This window comes from uncultured Sphingomonas sp. (assembly GCF_913777625.1).
Taxonomy (GTDB): domain Bacteria; phylum Pseudomonadota; class Alphaproteobacteria; order Sphingomonadales; family Sphingomonadaceae; genus Sphingomonas.
The window spans coordinates 66,484-83,864 of the sequence record NZ_CAJYTI010000040.1 but is presented as its reverse complement, the minus strand read 5'-3'; the positions used below and the strand labels follow the sequence as shown (position 1 = coordinate 83,864).

The 17,381-nt window shown below is 67.0% G+C and carries 22 protein-coding genes; 11 read left to right on the top strand and 11 right to left on the bottom strand.

Features of this window, described 5'->3' with window-relative positions:
- The first annotated feature begins 5 nt into the window (after positions 1-5).
- From sufC to QZ814_RS18325, 6 genes are all read left to right on the top strand, one after another.
- Positions 6-749 (top strand): Fe-S cluster assembly ATPase SufC, encoded by a 744-nt coding sequence (gene sufC / locus QZ814_RS18350; protein WP_010543911.1) that lies wholly within the window; start codon positions 6-8, stop codon positions 747-749.
- Positions 746-1,828 carry a SufD family Fe-S cluster assembly protein gene (locus QZ814_RS18345; protein ID WP_294334988.1) on the top strand — a complete coding sequence of 361 codons (1,083 nt, stop codon included), beginning with the start codon at positions 746-748 and terminating at the stop codon, positions 1,826-1,828. The genes sufC and QZ814_RS18345 overlap by 4 nt, the downstream gene beginning before the upstream one ends.
- A gap of 170 nt (positions 1,829-1,998) precedes the next feature.
- A complete protein-coding gene (locus QZ814_RS18340) occupies positions 1,999-3,177 on the top strand; it encodes a cysteine desulfurase (protein WP_294335180.1) in 1,179 nt (392 codons plus the stop codon).
- A complete protein-coding gene (locus QZ814_RS18335) occupies positions 3,174-3,641 on the top strand; it encodes an SUF system Fe-S cluster assembly protein (RefSeq protein ID WP_294334985.1) in 468 nt (155 codons plus the stop codon). The genes QZ814_RS18340 and QZ814_RS18335 overlap by 4 nt, the downstream gene beginning before the upstream one ends.
- A 139-nt stretch (positions 3,642-3,780) precedes the next feature.
- Positions 3,781-4,140, top strand: a complete 360-nt coding sequence (locus tag QZ814_RS18330; RefSeq protein WP_294334983.1) for an iron-sulfur cluster assembly accessory protein — start codon at positions 3,781-3,783, stop codon at positions 4,138-4,140.
- Between the two features lie 183 nt (positions 4,141-4,323).
- Entirely contained in the window at positions 4,324-5,298 is a 975-nt protein-coding gene (locus tag QZ814_RS18325) for a rhodanese-related sulfurtransferase (RefSeq protein ID WP_294334982.1), read from the top strand.
- Between the two features lie 64 nt (positions 5,299-5,362).
- On the opposite strand, the gene QZ814_RS18320 is transcribed toward QZ814_RS18325, so the two are convergent.
- From QZ814_RS18320 to coxB, 11 genes are all read right to left on the bottom strand, one after another.
- The gene (locus QZ814_RS18320; RefSeq protein ID WP_294334981.1) at positions 5,363-5,950 is read right to left on the bottom strand and encodes a hypothetical protein; all 588 of its coding nucleotides are present in this window, start codon (positions 5,948-5,950) and stop codon (positions 5,363-5,365) included.
- A gap of 91 nt (positions 5,951-6,041) precedes the next feature.
- A complete protein-coding gene (locus QZ814_RS18315; protein ID WP_294334979.1) occupies positions 6,042-6,674 on the bottom strand; it encodes an SURF1 family protein in 633 nt (210 codons plus the stop codon).
- A 1-nt stretch (position 6,675) separates the two neighbouring features.
- Positions 6,676-7,077, bottom strand: a complete 402-nt coding sequence (locus QZ814_RS18310; RefSeq protein ID WP_294334977.1) for a DUF983 domain-containing protein — start codon at positions 7,075-7,077, stop codon at positions 6,676-6,678.
- A 1-nt stretch (position 7,078) separates the two neighbouring features.
- Positions 7,079-7,963, bottom strand: a complete 885-nt coding sequence (locus tag QZ814_RS18305) for a cytochrome c oxidase subunit 3 (protein WP_294334974.1) — start codon at positions 7,961-7,963, stop codon at positions 7,079-7,081.
- Between the two features lie 36 nt (positions 7,964-7,999).
- Positions 8,000-8,539 (bottom strand): cytochrome c oxidase assembly protein, encoded by a 540-nt coding sequence (locus QZ814_RS18300; RefSeq protein ID WP_294334972.1) that lies wholly within the window; start codon positions 8,537-8,539, stop codon positions 8,000-8,002.
- A complete protein-coding gene (locus QZ814_RS18295) occupies positions 8,536-8,703 on the bottom strand; it encodes a hypothetical protein (protein ID WP_294334970.1) in 168 nt (55 codons plus the stop codon). Before QZ814_RS18295 ends, QZ814_RS18300 begins: the two co-directional genes overlap by 4 nt.
- The gene (locus QZ814_RS18290) at positions 8,700-9,605 is read right to left on the bottom strand and encodes a heme o synthase (protein ID WP_294334968.1); all 906 of its coding nucleotides are present in this window, start codon (positions 9,603-9,605) and stop codon (positions 8,700-8,702) included. The genes QZ814_RS18295 and QZ814_RS18290 overlap by 4 nt, the downstream gene beginning before the upstream one ends.
- A 40-nt stretch (positions 9,606-9,645) precedes the next feature.
- Positions 9,646-9,930 carry a hypothetical protein gene (locus tag QZ814_RS18285; protein ID WP_294334965.1) on the bottom strand — a complete coding sequence of 95 codons (285 nt, stop codon included), beginning with the start codon at positions 9,928-9,930 and terminating at the stop codon, positions 9,646-9,648.
- Between the two features lie 82 nt (positions 9,931-10,012).
- On the bottom strand, positions 10,013-10,654 hold the full coding sequence (locus QZ814_RS18280; RefSeq protein ID WP_294334963.1) for a hypothetical protein: 642 nt from the start codon (positions 10,652-10,654) through the stop codon (positions 10,013-10,015).
- Positions 10,655-10,725: 71 nt separating this feature from the next.
- Positions 10,726-12,384, bottom strand: a complete 1,659-nt coding sequence (gene ctaD / locus QZ814_RS18275; RefSeq protein ID WP_294334960.1) for a cytochrome c oxidase subunit I — start codon at positions 12,382-12,384, stop codon at positions 10,726-10,728.
- A 3-nt stretch (positions 12,385-12,387) separates the two neighbouring features.
- Positions 12,388-13,497, bottom strand: coding sequence for a cytochrome c oxidase subunit II (gene coxB / locus QZ814_RS18270; RefSeq protein WP_294334958.1), 1,110 nt, complete (start codon positions 13,495-13,497; stop codon positions 12,388-12,390).
- A 170-nt stretch (positions 13,498-13,667) separates the two neighbouring features.
- Here coxB and pyrE point away from each other — a divergent pair, with 170 nt between their 5' ends.
- The 5 genes from pyrE to QZ814_RS18245 are packed head-to-tail and all read left to right on the top strand — an operon-like array spanning position 13,668 to position 17,379.
- Positions 13,668-14,252: an orotate phosphoribosyltransferase gene (gene pyrE, locus QZ814_RS18265; protein ID WP_294334956.1), complete on the top strand. Its 585-nt coding sequence runs from the start codon at positions 13,668-13,670 to the stop codon at positions 14,250-14,252.
- Positions 14,249-14,977 (top strand): pyridoxine 5'-phosphate synthase, encoded by a 729-nt coding sequence (locus QZ814_RS18260; RefSeq protein WP_294334954.1) that lies wholly within the window; start codon positions 14,249-14,251, stop codon positions 14,975-14,977. The genes pyrE and QZ814_RS18260 overlap by 4 nt, the downstream gene beginning before the upstream one ends.
- Before the next feature lie 4 nt (positions 14,978-14,981).
- A complete protein-coding gene (gene acpS / locus QZ814_RS18255; protein WP_294334952.1) occupies positions 14,982-15,395 on the top strand; it encodes a holo-ACP synthase in 414 nt (137 codons plus the stop codon).
- A complete protein-coding gene (gene lepB / locus QZ814_RS18250; RefSeq protein ID WP_294334949.1) occupies positions 15,395-16,285 on the top strand; it encodes a signal peptidase I in 891 nt (296 codons plus the stop codon). Before acpS ends, lepB begins: the two co-directional genes overlap by 1 nt.
- Positions 16,282-17,379: an AI-2E family transporter gene (locus QZ814_RS18245; RefSeq protein WP_294334947.1), complete on the top strand. Its 1,098-nt coding sequence runs from the start codon at positions 16,282-16,284 to the stop codon at positions 17,377-17,379. Before lepB ends, QZ814_RS18245 begins: the two co-directional genes overlap by 4 nt.
- Positions 17,380-17,381 lie beyond the last annotated feature (2 nt).

The following is a 17,381-nucleotide window of genomic DNA, read 5'->3' as shown; positions in this document are numbered from 1 at the left end:
CACTCATGCTGAACATCCAGAACCTGCACGCCGAAGTCGACGGCAAGGAAATCCTCAAGGGCCTGAGCCTCTCCGTGAATGCGGGCGAAGTGCACGCGATCATGGGGCCGAACGGCGCCGGCAAGTCGACGCTGGGCTATGTCCTTGGCGGCCGGGGTGGCTATGAGGCGACCAGCGGCAGCGTGACCTTCGACGGGCAGGATCTGCTGGAGCTCGAACCGCACGAGCGCGCTGCCGCCGGTCTGTTTCTCGGCTTTCAGTACCCGGTCGAGATCCCCGGCGTGTCGAACGTCCAGTTCCTGCGCGAGGCGGCCAATGCCCAGCGTCGCAACCGCGGCGAGGCCCCGCTTTCGGGGGCGGAGTTCCTCAAGCTGGCGCGCGCCCAGGCGGCGGCCCTCGGCATGGATGCGGAGATGCTCAAGCGGCCGGTGAACGTGGGTTTCTCGGGCGGCGAGAAGAAGCGCAACGAGATGGTGCAGATGGGGATCCTCAACCCCAAGCTCGCCATCCTCGACGAGACCGACTCCGGCCTCGACATCGACGCGCTGAAGGCCGTGGGCGAGGGCATCAACCGCATCATGCGCGCGCCCGACAAGGCCGTGCTGCTGATCACCCATTACCAGCGCCTGCTCGACTATGTGCAGCCGGACTTCGTCCATGTGCTGGCAGGCGGCCGGATCGTCCGTTCGGGCGGGCCGGAACTCGCGCTCGAGCTCGAGCGCGAAGGCTATGGAGCGCTGGCGGCGTGACCGTGCTCGACCTCCCTTCGACGCGGCAGGAGGCCTGGCGCTGGGCCGATATGGCGGCGCTCCGCGCGGCGGCGGCCTTGCCGCCGACCCCCGCCGGCGTCGATCCCGCGGACCTGTTCCTCGACATCGAGGGCCCGCGCCTGTGCTTCGTCGACGGCGTGTTCGAGCCCGCGCACAGCCGCCCGGGCGTGGTGGAAGTGACGCGGCAGATCGCCGCGACCGACCATCCGCTCGGCAGCCTCGCGATCGGCGAGGGCTGGGCGCTGCACCTTGGGGCAGAGCATGCCGCGACCTGCATCCAGATCGTCCATCTCGGCACCGGCGGCGAGAATCATGTGCCGGCGCGTATCCTGCTGGCCGACGATGCCGTGGCGACGATCGTCGAGACCTATGCCGGCACCGGCTGGGCGAACCGGTTGACCGCGATCGCGCTAGGCAAGGGCGCGCGGCTGATGCGCTCGGTGCGGCTGGTGCAGACCGGCGGCTTCGTCTCGATCCGCGACGAGGCGGAGATCGGCGAGGCGGCGAGCCTGGTGTCGATCTTCCTCGGCGCGGGCGGCATGGGCAGCCGGATCGACGGCGCGCTGACGCTCACCGGCAAGGGCGCCTTTGCCGAGATGGGCGGCGCGCTGCTGACCAGCGGCACGCAGCGGCAGGAAGCCGCGGTCGCGGTTCGCCACGAGCAAATCGAGGGCACCTCGCGCCAGATCTGGCGTGCGGTCGCGGCCGACCAGTCGGTGGCGAGCCTTGCCGCGCGGGTGGAAGTCGCGCGCGGCGCGCAGCAGACCGATGGCGAACAGTCGCTGCGCGGGCTGCTGCTCCAGCGCACCGCGACGGTGAACCTCAAGCCCGAACTCGAAATCTTCGCCGACGACGTGAAATGTGCGCACGGCGCGACCGTCGGCGAGCTCGATCGCAACGCGCTGTTCTATTTGCAGAGCCGGGGCATCGAGGAACCGCAGGCCAAGGCGCTGCTGACCCACGCCTTCGTGGCGGACGCGCTGGCGCGGATCGGCGAGGAGCCGGTGCGCGAAGCCTTCGCGGCGGACGCGGCGAAGTGGCTGGAGGCGGCGCTGTGAGCGATACCGATCAGATCCTGCCCGGAACGGGGAGGGGGACCGTGCCGCGGAGCGGCGTGGTGGAGGGGGACCTCCACGAGTCCATCGCCCGGTCGAGCTCCCCCTCCACCACCGGCTTCGCCGGCGGTCCCCCTCCCCGTACCGGGGAGGATCGGAGTGCCCCGCTCGACGTGCTCGCGGACTTCCCCGCGATCCCCACCGGCTGGGCCTATCTAGACACCGCCGCGACGTCGCAAAAGCCGCGGCCGGTGATCGACGCGATCGCGCGCGGCTATGGCGAGACCTATGCCACCGTCCATCGCGGCGTGTACCAGCGCTCGGCCGACATGACGCTCGCCTTCGAGGCGGCGCGTGCGCGGGTGGCCAGGTTCATCGGCGGCAAGCCGGAGGAAGTGGTGTTCGTCCGCGGTGCGACCGAGGGTATCAACCTCGTCGCTGAGTGCTACGCCGCCGCCCAGCTAAAGGCAGGCGACCGCATCCTGCTCTCGGCGCTCGAGCATCATTCGAATATCGTCCCCTGGCAGATGGCCGCCGAGAAGATCGGCGCGCACATTGACGTGGTGCCGCTCACCGACGACCACCGCATCGATCTCGACGCCATGGCGGCGATGCTGACCGAGCAACACAAGCTGGTTGCGCTCGCCCATGTGTCGAATGTGCTCGGCTCGGTGCTCGACGTCCGCCGCGCGGTCGATCTCGCGCACGGCGTCGGCGCCAAGATCCTGATCGACGGCTGCCAGGCGGTCGCCCGCCTGCCGGTGAACGTCGCCGAGCTGGGCTGCGACTTCTACGTCTTTTCCGGCCACAAGCTCTATGGCCCGACCGGGATCGGCGTGCTGTGGGGCCGGTACGACCTGCTCGACGCGATGCCGCCCTATCAGGGCGGCGGATCGATGATCGACCGGGTCAGCTTCGCCAAGACCACCTATGCCCCGCCGCCGGGCCGCTTCGAGGCGGGCACCCCGCACATCGTCGGCGTGGTCGGGCTGCACGCGGCCATCGATTACGTGGACAGCATCGGGCTGGACCGCATCCACGCGCACGAAACCGCGCTGGTCACCGAGACGCGCGCCGCGCTCGCGGGAATCAACAGCGTGCGGCTGTTCGGGCCGGCGGACAGCGCCGGCATCGTCAGCTTCGCGGTGGAGGGCGTGCACCCGCACGACGTCGCGACGATCCTCGACGAGGGCAATGTCGCGATCCGCGCCGGGCATCACTGCGCCCAGCCGCTGATGGAGTTGCTGGAGGTCCCCGCCACCGCGCGGGCGAGCTTCGGCGTGTATAACGGGCCGGCCGATGTCGCCGCGCTCGTGCGAGGAATCGAACGGGTAACGAGGATCTTCGGATGAACGAAGAACGCAGGATCGTGGTGGAAGAGGTCGACGCGGTCGAGGCGCCGCCCAAGGCGCGCGTCGACGAGGCCGTTGAGCCCGCCGCGGAACGCAAGCGCGACTATCTCTCCGGCTTCCTCGCGCAGAAGCCCGTCGAGCCGGGTGCCGGCGAGCCGGGCGGTCCGCTGTACGAAGCGGTGATCGAGGCGCTCAAGGAGATTTACGACCCGGAAATCCCGGTCAATCTCTACGATCTCGGGCTGATCTATGGCGTCGACATCACCGCGAACGGCCATGCCGCGATCACGATGACGCTGACCACGCCGCATTGCCCGGTCGCGGAATCGATGCCCGGCGAGGTCGAGCTGCGGGTGAGCGCGGTGCCGGGCATCGCGACGGCCGACGTCAACCTCGTCTGGGATCCGCCCTGGGATCCGCAGAAGATGAGCGACGAGGCGAAGCTGGAACTGGGGATGTTGTGATTTCTAGCCCCCTCCCGCGTGCGGGAGGGGGTTGGGGGTGGGCCCCCGGCACCCAATATCCGGAGCGCTCGCGGAGAGCGGGCGCCCACCCCTCGGTCCCCTCCCGCATGCGGGAGGGGAAGAAGGCGAAAGACAGACGATGACCACCGTGACCACCCCCCGCCAGCGCCCCGCCGCGCTGCTCCTCACCCCCGCCGCCGAGGCGCGCATTGCCGCGCTGATGGCGAAGGCGCCGGAAGGCACGGTCGGCGTCAAGCTCTCCACCCCGCGCCGCGGCTGCTCGGGCCTCGCCTATTCGGTCGATTATGTCAGCGAGGCCAAGCCGCTGGACGAGCGGATCGAGACCCCCGGCGGCACCTTCTTCGTCGACGGCGCCTCGGTGCTCTACCTGATCGGCTCGACGATGGACTGGGTGGAGGACGATTTCACCGCCGGTTTCGTGTTCACCAACCCCAACGCCAAGGGCACCTGCGGCTGCGGCGAAAGCTTCATGGTCTGATCCTCACACCATTACCTCCCGTCACCCCGGCGAACGCGGGGGTCCATTGGGGCCTCCGTCCCCGCTCTTTCTCTGGCCGAGTGGCGAATGGATCCCGACTTCCGCCGGGATGGCGGCTTGGGGCGAGGGACTCGCATCAACGAACCTTGGTCTAAACGCCCCGGCTGGAGTACAGCCGCCGAAATGACTCAGACTGCGGATACTGCCGCGCTGCCGATCCGTGTGGCGGCGCTCTACCAATTCGCCCGGTTCGACGATCCGGTGGCGCTCCAGGGCCCGCTGGCCGGGCTCTGCTGTTCGCAGGGCGTGAAGGGCACGCTGCTGCTCGCGCGCGAGGGGATCAACGGCACCATCGCCGGCAGCGACGACGCCATCGCCGCCGTCGTCGCGCATGTCCGCGCGCTGCCGGGCTGCGCCGGGGCCGACGTGAAATATTCCCGCGCCGCCGCGCAGCCCTTCTATAGGATGAAGGTGCGCCTCAAGCGCGAGATCGTGACGATGGGCCAGCCGGACATCGATCCGCTGGCGAGCGTCGGCACCTATGTCGCGCCGGAGGACTGGAACGCGCTGATCGCCGATCCGAACACGGTTCTGATCGACACGCGCAACGATTATGAGGTCGCCGCCGGCACCTTCCGCGGCGCGATCGACCCGCACACCAAGAGCTTCCGCGACTTCCCCGACTGGTTCCGCGCCCACCGCGAGGAACTGCTGGGGCGCGGCGAGGCGCCGCCCAAGGTGGCGATGTTCTGCACCGGCGGCATCCGCTGCGAGAAGTCGACCGCGTTTCTCAAGTCCGAGGGCATCGAGGCGGTGTTCCACCTCAAGGGCGGCATCCTCAACTATCTGGAGAAGGTGCCCGAGGCGGAGAGCCTGTGGGACGGCGAATGCTTCGTGTTCGACCAGCGGGTGACGGTGGGCCATGGCCTGGCGCCGGGCAGCTACGAACTCTGCCACGCCTGCCGCCGCCCGGTGAGCGTCGAGGACCGCCGCTCACCGTTGTACGAGGCGGGGGTGAGCTGCGCAGCCTGCTATGACGAGCGCACCGATGCGGATCGCGAGCGCTACCGCGAACGCCAGCGGCAGGAGAGCTTCGCGGCGACGCGGGGCGAGCCGCATGTGGGGAAGGTGTATCCGGCGGCGGAAGATTTGGGCTGACCGTGAGGTGCATGCGCGCGCCTGACCCGACCGCCTGCATGATCAACCGGGAGAGGGGTGCCTCTTAGGAGGGCATCTCGGTTCGAACCCAATCCTCTGGCGGGCTGTGCCAAGGCTGGTCGGGGCAACGCCTGGCTATTTCTTCCATGACGCGCCGCTCGCGCCAAATCGGCCCGCCGATGTGCCATTCGGCTACTTCCGCTTCGAAGTCGGCGGTAAGCCGCGCTGGCAGATGGGCTTCCGCATCCCACACCGCCATGCGCTCCATGTCTTGGATCGCAGGATCTTCCACGCGCGTGTCATAGGGCGGGTGATTACTGATACAGACACTCACGGTAAGCGCGCCGACGGGCCACTGGACCGAAGGGCGCGGAGCGATAAGTCCAGCTACGACTGGGAAGCGACCGAGCTTCTGCCAGCGACCCGACCTGATCGCGCGCGTGATCGAGGGGTAGCCAACGCTGATCACCGCCATGATTGGTGCGGCTAGCACGGCGATCGGCTTGGACGGTTCCTTATCTCGTTGGCGGAAGAAGCCGATTGCCTTCTCGGGCGTCACCTGCCCGTAATAGATCCAGTCTCCCTCGCCTGCGACCGCATAGAGCGTTCCGGCTTTAAGATCTGCACGCGCGGTTGGTTTGGGATCGAACATGTACCGACGGTGATTGGGCCAATCGTTTCGGTCAAGATTTTAGAGAGTGGCGTGTGCATGCTTCACATGACGCCAAGTAGACCGAATGATTTCACCCCACCCGAGGCTGCGGCGCTCCCCGCGCCCGGAGCCGCAGCGCCAGCACATAGATGATCACCGCCACCCCCGCGAACAGGAACCACTGCACCGCATAGGCGAGGTGGTTGTTGGGCACGCTGGCGATATCCGGCGGGGTGCTCGGCTCCAACCCTGGCGCGGCCTGGTCGGAGACCAGCATCAGCGGCTGGGGCGTGCCGTCGAAGATGCTCGCGATCAGCGGGCGATGGTCGGGTGCGCGAGTGAGGATGCCGCTTACCACCCCGCCCGGCCAGTGCGGGCGGAACATCGGATCGCGGGTCACGCCCATGTCGACCAGCAGTGTGGCGCCCGCATGGGTGCGGCAGGTGGCGATCTGCCGCCAGCCCTGCATGCCCTGCACCCCGCGGCCACCCTGCCGTGCCCAGCCGTCCACCGAGAGGCAGGCGCTGCGGGCATGGCGGAACAGCAGCGAGGCATCCGCCGCGCCGCTCTCGATGGTGATCGTCGGCTGCAGCGTGTTGGCGGCGAACCGGGCGAGCGCGCTTTCCTTCTCGCTGCGTCGATCGAGCTGCCAGACGCCGAGCGCGAGCATCGCCGCCACCGCAAGGCCGACCAGCAGGGTGGGGAGCAGCGGCACGCGGCGCATGTCAGTCCTTGGCGATCCGGCCCTCATGGGCCCGGTTGCGATATTCCAGGGCGAGCAGTAGCCCCTTGGCCACCCGCAGCGAACCCACCACCATCGCCAGCGTCACCACCGGCCAGAGCAGCAGATGCACCCAGAAGGGCGGCGAGAGGCCGAACTCCAGCCACAGCGCCAGCATCGTCACCAGCGTGCCGATGCCGAGCGTCAAGAACACCACCGGTCCATCGCCGACGTTGAAGTCGGAGAATTGCAGCCCGCAGGCCGGGCAGCGATCGGCAAAGGCAAGGAAGGTGCGGAACAGCGTCTTGGCGCCGCAGCGCGGGCAGCAGCCATGGAGGCCGGATGCGATAGGGGGCGGCAGCGTGGCACTGCCGCCCCCGGCGGGATCGGGTGTGGGATCGGTCACGTCAGCCGGCGTGGACCGGCGCGCCCCAACCGCCCCAGACATAGATCGACGCGAACAGGAACAGCCAGACGACGTCGACGAAGTGCCAGTACCAGGCTGCCGCCTCGAAGCCGAAATGCTGCTTGGGCGTGAAGTCGCCGCGATAGGCGCGCACCAGGTTGACGATCAGGAAGATCGTGCCGACGATCACGTGGAAGCCGTGGAAGCCGGTCGCCATGAAGAAGGCGCCGCCATAGCTGGAGCCATGCTCGGCCGCCGCCTTGAAGGGGAAGGGGGCCTCCATATACTCATAGGCCTGGAAGCAGCTGAAGGTCGCGCCCAGCAGCACGGTGAGCCACAGGCCCTTCTTGACGCTGTCATTCTCGCCGACGCCGATCAGGCCCCAGAGCCCGCGCAGCTCGCCGCCGCGCTCATTGTGGATCAGGCCGTGGTGCGCCCAGGTGACGGTGCAGCCCGAGCAGAGCAGGATCAGCGTGTTGAGCAGCGGGAACTGCCAGGCGTCGAGCACTTCCATGCCCTTGGGCGGCCAGGTGCCGCCGACCGCCTCGACCGTGGAGGGGAAGAGCGAGAAGTCGAACCAGGCCCAGAACCAGCCGACGAAGAACATCACCTCGGAGGCGATGAACAGGATCATGCCGTAGCGCAGATGGAGCTGGACGATCGGCGTGTGATCGCCGGCATGCGCTTCCTGGATCACCTTGCCCCACCAGCCGAACATGGTGAGCAGCACCAGCACGAAGCCGGTCGTGAGCACCAGCGTGCCATTGGCGAACTTGTGCATCCACATCACGCCGCCCGAGGCGAGGATCAATGCGCCGAGCGAGCCGAGTAGCGGCCAGATGCTCGGCGGCAGGATATGGTACTGGTGGTTCTTTGCTCCAGCCATGGGCGTATCCCAATCCTCTCTCTATTTTACGCGATGCTAGCTTGGTGTCTTCGGCGAATCCACTGGATAAAATGTATAGGACAAGGTGATCTCCTCGACGTCGCGCGCGTCGGGATCGTTCAAAATTTTCGGGTCGACGAAGAAGATCACCGGCATGCGGACGGTCTGGCCCGGCTGCAACGTCTGCTGGGTGAAGCAGAAGCACTGGATCTTGGTGAAATATTTGCCGACCTGCGCCGGGGTGACGTTGAACGTCGCCGTGCCGGTGATCGCATGGTTCGAGGTGTTGGTGGCGGTGAAGAAGGCCATGTCGCGGCCGCCGATGTCGATCGTGTCGGCGCGGCGTTCGGGCGCGAACTTCCAGGGCAGCTTGGGGCTGACATTGCTGTCGAACGCGACGGTGATCTTCTGCCCCGTGGCGCCCGGCGCGCGCAGGCCCCGCTGGGTGGTGCCGTTGAGGCCCGTCGCCTCGCAGAAGATGCGGTAGAGCGGAACCGCGGCAAAGCCGAGCCCGGTCATGCCGCACACCAGCACGGCACCCATCAGGCCGACGCGCAGGTTGCGGCTGATCCTCATCCGTGGCCCAGCTTCATCTTCACGATCGAGATCGCGAACACCAGCACGACGAACCCGCCGAGCAGCAGCGCCATCACCCGCGCCCGCGAGCGCTGGCGCGCGCGGATCAGCTCCAGCTCCGAGGCCGGCGTCCGCAGTACATCCTCTCCGCGTGAGTCGTTCATCCCACCCACCTGTCGATTACCAGCGCACCGAATAGCACGAACAGATACAATATCGAGAATTTGAACAGCCGCTTTTCCGGGATCATACGGTCTTCCGGCTCGGTGCGGCGGGTGGCGACCTGCACGGCCATGGCGAGGAAGAGGCCGGACATCACCGCGGCGGTGAGGCCGTAGATCAGGCCGGTCAGCCCCAGCGGCCAGGGCGCGGCGGCAGCGACGATCATCGGCAGCGTGTAGAGGCCGATCTGGATGCGGGTGGTCCGCTCGCCGGCGACGACGGGGAGCATCGGCACGCCGGCATTGGCGTAATCGGTCTTCACGAACAGCGCGAGCGCCCAGAAATGCGGCGGCGTCCACAGGAAGATCAGCGCGAAGAGGAGCAGCGGCAGCGTCGCGACATTGCCGGTGGCCGCCGCCCAGCCGATCAGCGGCGGAAAGGCGCCGGCCGCGCCGCCGATCACGATGTTCTGCGGCGTCCGGCGCTTGAGCCAGATCGTGTAGACGAACACGTAGAACAGGATCGACACCGCCAGGATCAGCGTCGCGACCAGGTTGATCGCGAAATACATCAGCACCAGGCTGAAGCAGGCGAGCCACACGCCGAAGTGCAGCGCCGATTGGCGGTCCATGCGGCCCGCTGGCAGCGGGCGGCCCTGGGTGCGCTTCATCTTGGCGTCGAGATCGGCCTCATACCATTGGTTGAGCGCCCCCGCCGCGCCGGCGCCCAGCGCGATGCACAGGATCGCGGTGAAGCCGAGCACGGGGTGAATCGGCACGGGGGCGGCGAGCATCCCGCACAGCCCGGTGAAGACGACCAGCGTCATCACCCGGGGCTTGGTGAGGGCAAGGAAATCGCGCCAATCGGCGGGCAGTGCGGGATTGGCGTTGGTCACGGACATCATCGCTCCCGATATACGGCGCGTGTCGGGCAGGCGAAAGAGGTCAGCCGAGACGCTTGGCGTTCGCGCGCACCTTGCGGCGATAATGTCGCAGTGTCTTGCTCGCCTGCGCCTCGGGCGTGCTGCCGAGCCGGCCGGTAGCGGCAGCGACCTGCAGTTCCCACGCCGCCTGCATCTTCTCGGCGACCATGCGCTGCGCCTCGGCCGTGGCGCCGGGGCCGCCGGCGGCGAGCTTGGTGAGGCGCAGGCCGATCACGGTGGAGGCCTCCATGCCCAGCATCCAGCTGTCGAGGCCGATCTTCATCCAGTCGGCATAGGGCGTGCGCATGGGGTACTCTCCAGGAAGGACGTCGCAGGTCCGAACGCGCGAGCGATCGGTCCGGGGCCGGGGCTATAGCATGGGCGGGTTACTAGTTTCCGCGCCTGTTTGCACGGCGCGATCCATGGGCGCATTCAGCCTTATCGCTTTCGCAGTAATTTCTCGACCTTGGCGAAGAAACCTCGCGTTGGCTTAGCCAATGGGGCGGCGGCCAGTTCCGTAAATGGGGTTGTCCCCAATCGAACTTGCAGTGATCGTGTCGGTAGCCGGTGGTCTGCGCGGCCAGTTCGATCGGCGCGTCAAAGAGGAAATCGACCAGGTTCTCATCGGTCGGTTGGTTTTCGAGTTCCCGCCCCAGCGACTCGCGAATGGTCTCGAGCGTGATCGGGGGCGTGCCCTCGGTGTGAAGGTGCCGTAAGCCTTGCTGCGCGTCATGCGCTACCGACCATTGCATCACGCCGGCGATGAATGCCGAGGCCGCACTGTACATCACATGTTGTTCAACTTGGCAGGCGATCACGTCATGCTTCAGGGACAGATGTTCCAGCATTGTGGGCTGCGGAAAGTCGAAGTCGTTCGAGAACAGGATGGTCCAGCCGGTGGGAAGTGCTGCGATGGAGAACGGCGCTTCATTGGCTTCGTCCAGCGTTCCGGTGTCCGCAAAGCCCAGCGTGTCGAGCAGCCACGCCTTGTCCGCGCCGCGCACGCCCACCCAAGAGATCGAAAAGCCCATGCCGCTGCTCCCCAAGAAAAACGCCCCGGAGGCTGCCCTCCGGAGCGCGTTTCTGTCCAGCCCTGCACGGATCAGTCGATCTTGGGCAGCGTTTCGAACTGGTGGAAGGGCGGGGGGCTCGACAGCGTCCATTCGAGCGTGGTCGCGCCTTCGCCCCAGGGATTGGCCTCCGCCTTCTTGCCCGCGATCAGCGAGTAGAGGATGTTGACGAAGAACACCGCCATGCCGGCCGCCATGATCATGTAGCCCACGGTCGCGGTGTGGTTCCAATAGGCATATTGGTCGGTATAGTCGGGGATACGGCGCGGCATGCCCTGCAGGCCGAGGAAGTGCATCGGGAAGAACAGCAGGTTCACGCCCGCGAAGAACACCCAGAAATGCACATGGCCGAGGAACTCGTTGTACATCTTGCCGGTCATCTTCGGGAACCAGTAGTAGAAGCCCGCGAACAGGCTGAACACCGCGCCCAGCGACAGCACATAGTGGAAATGGGCGACGACGTAATAGGTGTCCTGCATATAGTCGTCGACGCCGCCATTGGCGAGCACGACGCCGGTCACGCCGCCGACGGTGAACATGAAGATGAAGCCGATCGCCCAGACCATCGGGGTCTTGAAGCTGATCGAGCCGCCCCACATCGTCGCGATCCACGAGAAGATCTTCACGCCGGTCGGCACCGCGATCACCATGGTCGCGGCGGTGAAGTACATCTTCACCATCACCGGCAGGCCGGTGGTGAACATGTGGTGCGCCCAGACGACGAAGCCGACCAGGCCGATCGCCACCATCGCATAGGCCATGCCGAGATAGCCGAACACCGGCTTGCGGCTGAACGTCGCGATGATGTGGCTGATGATGCCGAAGCCCGGCAGGATCATGATGTACACTTCGGGGTGGCCGAAGAACCAGAACAGGTGCTGGTAGAGCACCGGATCGCCGCCGTACTGCGGATCGTAGAAGGCGGTGCCGAAGTTGCGATCGGTGATCAGCATGGTGATCGCCGCGGCCAGCACCGGCAGCGCCAGCAGCAGCAGGAAGGCGGTGACCAGCACCGACCAGGCGAACAGCGGCATCTTGTGCAGCGTCATGCCCGGCGCGCGCATGTTGAAGATCGTCGTGATGAAGTTGATCGCGCCGAGGATCGACGCCGCACCCGCGAGGTGGAGCGAGAAGATCGCGAAATCGACCGACGGCCCCGGCTCGCCATAGGTGGAGAGCGGCGCATAGACCGTCCAGCCGGTGCCGGCGCCGACGCCCACGAAGGGCGAGAGCATCAGCAGCACGAAGCCCGCCACGGTCAGCCAGAACGAGATGTTGTTCATCCGCGGGAAGGCCATGTCCGGCGCGCCGATCATGATCGGCACGAACCAGTTGCCGAAGCCGCCGATCATCGCCGGCATCACCATGAAGAACACCATGATCAGTCCGTGCGCGGTGATCAGCACGTTCCAGAAGTGCATCGCCTCGTCGAACGTGCCTTCGCCGTGCAGCTTGGCGACCCACCAGGGGAGATACTGGATGCCCGGCTGCATCAGCTCGGCGCGCATGATGCCCGAGATCGCGCCGCCGATGATTCCCGCGAAGATCGCGAAGATCAGGTAGAGCGTGCCGATGTCCTTGTGGTTGGTCGACATGAACCAGCGGGCGAAGAAGCCCGGCTTGTGATCGGCGTCATGGTCGGCATGCGCATGGTCGTGCGCGGCGGTGTAGGGGAGCGCGGTATCGGTCATGGCTCAGTTGCCCGTGTTGCCGGCGCCGGCGGGGTTCGCGGTCGCAGGCTGGTTGGACGGTGCCGGCGTGGCGGTGGCGGCGACGGTCGGTGCTTTCTCCGCCGCGCCGTTGGCGGTGGGATCGCTCGCGTCGTTGCCCAGGGCGGTGGCGCTTGCCGGCTCGGCCTTGGCCCCCGGCATGGTGCCGCCCTTCGAGGCGACCCACTGCGCGAACTTGGCCGGGCTCACCGCCTCGACCGCGATCGGCATATAGGCGTGGCGCGCGCCGCACAGTTCGGAGCACTGGCCGAAATAGACGCCTTCCTTCTGGATGATGAAGCTCGTCTCGTTCAGCCGGCCCGGGATTGCGTCGAGCTTGATCCAGAAGGCGGGCATCGCCCAGCTGTGAATCACGTCGGTCGCGGTGGTGACGAGCCGGATCGGCACGCCGACCGGCAGCACCACGCGCTGGTCGGTGGCCAGCAGGCGGGGGCCGTCGGCATCGGTGCGATAGCGCTGGCCCTTGCCGACCTGATCGCCTTCCTTGAGCATGTTGGCGGTCAGCTGGATGCCGCCGTTATCGGGGTATTCGTAGGACCAGAACCACTGGTTGCCGATCGCCTTCAGCGTCACCGCGCCCTTCGGCGCCGGCTTGAACTGGGCGGCGAGCAGCTTGATCGAGGGGATCGCGATCGCCACCAGGATCAGCACCGGCGCGAGCGTCCAGATGATCTCGATCGCGGTATTGTGGCTAGTCCGCGACGGCGTGGGGTTCGCGGCGCGGCGATAGCGCACGATCACCCACAGCAGCAGCGCCAGCACGAAGATCGAAATCACCGTAATCAGCGGCACCAGGATGATGTTGTGGAACCAGTGCGCTTCCTGGCCTGTCGGGGTAACCTGCTGCTGCAGGTAGAAGGCCTTGTCGACCGGTTCGCCTATACCGGGCTGGGCCTGGTGCAGAGGTTTGCCGGCGGCATCGAGAGTCGGGTCGGCGACCTTCGCGGCCGGAGCCGCAGGTGCGGCGGCGGCGGAAGATGCAGGTGCGGCCGGGGCGGCGGGTTGCGCCATTCCCGGGGAAGCGAAGGCCAGCCCAGCGGCCAGCAGGATCGACGGTACCAAGAAACTGCGCATAAGGTGTTGTCACCCCTCTCCAGGAACGCACAACCGGGGCATCCTAGCGGCCCTTTGTACCAGAGGTATAGCTGGGAAAAGGCCATGCTCAACCTTTTTCGCGTGCGGTTGCGGTAGCAGCGCCCGCCTCTTAAAGGATCGATCCAGCACAGACTTCAGGAGCCCAGACATTGACCGGAGACGCCATCCTCGACGAATTTCGCGACGCAGGCGCGTTGCTTGAGGGGCATTTTATCCTGTCTTCGGGTTTGCGCTCTCCCGTATTTCTCCAGAAGATGCGGATCTTCGAGGATCCGGTCCGCACCGAGCGCGTGTGCGGCGCCCTCGGCAAGCTGATTCGCGAGGCGTTCGGCGAGGTCGACATGGTCGTCTCCCCCGCGATCGGCGGCATCATCCCGGGCTATGAGACGGCGCGTGCGCTCGGCTGCAAGGCGGTGTTCGTCGAGCGCGAGGACGGCGAGTTCCAGCTGCGCCGCGGCTTCGAGATTCCCGAAGGGGCGCGGGTCGTGATGGTGGAGGACATCGTCACCACCGGGCTGTCCTCGCGCGAATGCATCGCGGCGATCCAGAAGCATCCCGGCACGCTGCTCGGTGCCGCCTGCATCGTCGATCGCTCGAACGGCAAGGCCGAGGTCGGCGTGCCGCTGATTTCGCTCACCAAGCTCGACGTGCCCGCCTATCCGGCCGACCAGCTGCCCCCCGAACTGGCGGCAATCCCCGCGATCAAGCCGGGAAGCCGGGCCATCACCGCATGACGGCCGCGCTGCGCCTCGGGGTCAATATCGACCATGTCGCGACCGTGCGGAACGCGCGCGGCAGCGGCTATCCCGATCCCGTGCGCGCGGCGCTGCTCGCGGCCGAAGCAGGCGCGGACGGGATCACCGCGCATCTGCGCGAGGATCGCCGGCACATCACCGATGCCGATATCGCGCGGCTCTCGACCGAACTGACCGTGCCGCTCAACCTGGAGATGGCCGCGACCGAGGAGATGCTGGCGATCGCGATTCGGCATCGCCCGCATGCCGTGTGCATCGTGCCGGAAAAGCGCGAGGAGCGGACCACCGAGGGCGGGCTGGATGCCGCCGGCATGTTCGATCTGCTGGCGCCGATGGTCGCGAAGCTGCGGGACAATGGCAGCCGCGTGTCGCTGTTCGTCGAACCCGAGGCAAAGCAGATCGACGCGGCGATCCGGCTCGGCGCGCCCGTCGTCGAGCTGCACACCGGCCGCTATGCCGAGCTGGACGGCGAGGATCTCGCGGTGGAGCTGAAGCGGCTGTCCGACGCGGCGGCGCTCGCCGCGCGCAACGGCATCGAGCCGCATGCCGGCCACGGCCTCACCTTCGACAATGTGGTGCCGATCGCCGCGATCCCGCAGGTGATGGAGCTCAACATCGGCCACTTCCTGATCGGCGAGGCGATCTTCGACGGCCTCGCCCCGGTGATCCGGCGGATGCGGGACCTGATGGATTCGGCGCGGTGAGGGCATGATCCTCGGGCTCGGCTCCGACCTCTGCAACATCGATCGGATCCGGAATTCGCTCGATCGCTTCGGCCAGCGCTTCGAGCAGCGGGTGTTCACCGACATCGAACTCGCCAAGGCGGCCAAGCGCCCGCACAATTACGCCCCCACGCTGGCCAAGCGCTTCGCCGCCAAGGAGGCATTTTCCAAGGCGGTAGGAACCGGGTTCAGCCGGGGCGTGTTCATGAAGGACATCGGCGTGGTCAACGCGCCCTCGGGCGCGCCGACGCTCGCGCTGACCGGCGGCGCCAAGGCAAGGCTTGACGCCATGACGCCAGCGGGACACGTGGCCAAGGTGCACCTCACCCTCACCGACGACGACCCCTGGGCGTTCGCGATGGTGATGATCGAGGCGCTACCGGTGGAGAAGGACGCGTAATGGGGTTGGACGAACTGGCGTTGAGCAGCAAGCAGAGCGAGCACCGCCAGGACGCGACCCGACACGGCACCGACTGGTGGGCCGAGGCGCGCGGCATCCTGTGGCTGGTGCTGGGCGTGCTCGCCTTTCACAGCCTGATCGCCAAGCCCTTCTACATCCCCTCGGAATCGATGCTGCCGACGCTGCGGGTGGGCGACCAGCTGATCGTCAGCAAATATCCGTACGGCTATTCGTTCGTCACGCCGACCTTCCACCTGCTGCCGCCGATCCCCGGCCGCATCCTGGGGCGCCTGCCCGAGCGCGGCGACATCGTGATCGTCACGCCCCCGCAGCACAGCACCGATTACATCAAGCGGGTGATCGGCCTGCCGGGTGACACCATCGCGGTGCGGGACGGCGTGGTCTGGCTCAACGGCAAGGCGGTGCCGCGCGAGCCCCTGGGCGAGCGGCTGGTGCCGATCGACGGCAATACCCGCTGCGATCCCGATCCCGAGCGCGGCGGCTCGATCTTCTATGACGGCCGGCGCGTCGTGCATCAGGGCAAGGCCTATTGCAGCCTGACGCTCTTCCGCGAGACGCTGCCGAACGGCGCCCAATATGAAGTCGCCGATCTGGGCGATTCGGCCGGCGACAATTTCCCGCCGGTGGTGGTGCCGAAAAACCACGTTTTCCTGATGGGCGACAATCGCGACAACAGCGCCGACAGCCGATTCAGCTTGGAACAGAATGGCTTGGGCGGCCCGGTGCCGTGGGAGAATATCGGCGGGCGCGCCGAGTTCATCACTTTTTCGCGCGACGGCTCTTCTACCTGGAACCCGCTGACCTGGTTCACGGGTTTCCGTGGGCATCGGTTCGGCATTTCGCTGCACCCAGCCCATGAGGAAAAATGAGCAACGATCCGCTGGAATCCGCGCACGTGCGCGTCGTGCGCGAACCCGGCCCGAACGAGTTCCGCGACCCCGCCACCCGCGCTGAGTTCAAGAAGGCCGCGGTGTGGCTCGGCATGGCGGTGGGCATCGCGCTCGTCGTGCTGCTGATCCAGCCGCTGCTGATCATCTTCGGCGGCCTCGTCTTCGCCTCGATGCTCGATGGCGGCGCGCGGTTGCTCGGCAAGGTGCTGCCGATCCCGCGGGGCCTGCGCATCGCGCTGGTGCTGCTGCTGGTCTTCGCCTTTTTCGGCCTCGTCTTCTACCGCACCGGCATGCAGATCTCCGCTCAGGCCGAGCAGCTGCGCACCACGCTGGAAACCCAGGCCAATCGCGTCGCGGCCTGGGCATCGGAAATGGGGCTGATGCCCGGCAAGTCGGACATCAACGGCATGCTGCGCGAGGCGCTGGGATCGGTCGGCAAGCTCACCAGCGCGGTTGGGACGGCGATCGGCGCGGTTACCAGCATGGTGATGATCCTGATCCTCGGCCTGTTCGTGGCGCTGGAGCCGCGAATCTATGAGCGCGGGCTGCAATGGATGGTGCCGCTCGACCAGCGCCACGCCTTTGCCCACATGCTGGGCGGCATGGCGACGACGATGCGGCGGCTGCTCGCCGGCCGCCTGCTCGGCATGCTGTTCGAGGGCGTGGTCACCTGGATCCTGCTCAGCGTTGCGGGCGTGCCGATGGCGCTGCTGCTCGGCATCATCACCGGCGTGCTGGCGTTCATTCCCAATGTCGGCGCGATCATTTCGGGCGTGCTGATGGCCGCGGTGGGGTTCAGTGCGGGGCAGGAAACCGGCATCTGGGCGCTGGTGATCTATTTCGCCGTGCAGAATTTCGACGGCTATGTCGTGATCCCGATGGTCGCCAAGCGGACGGTGGACCTGCCGCCGGCGCTGACGCTCTCCTCGCAGATCCTCTCGGGCACGCTGTTCGGCGTGCTGGGCCTGGCGCTGGCCGACCCGATGGTCGCGATGATCAAGGTGGCGCTGGAGAGCAATGCCCGGCTGAACGGCAAGAAGCCCAAGAGCGACGACGACTCCCACAAGGACTGAGC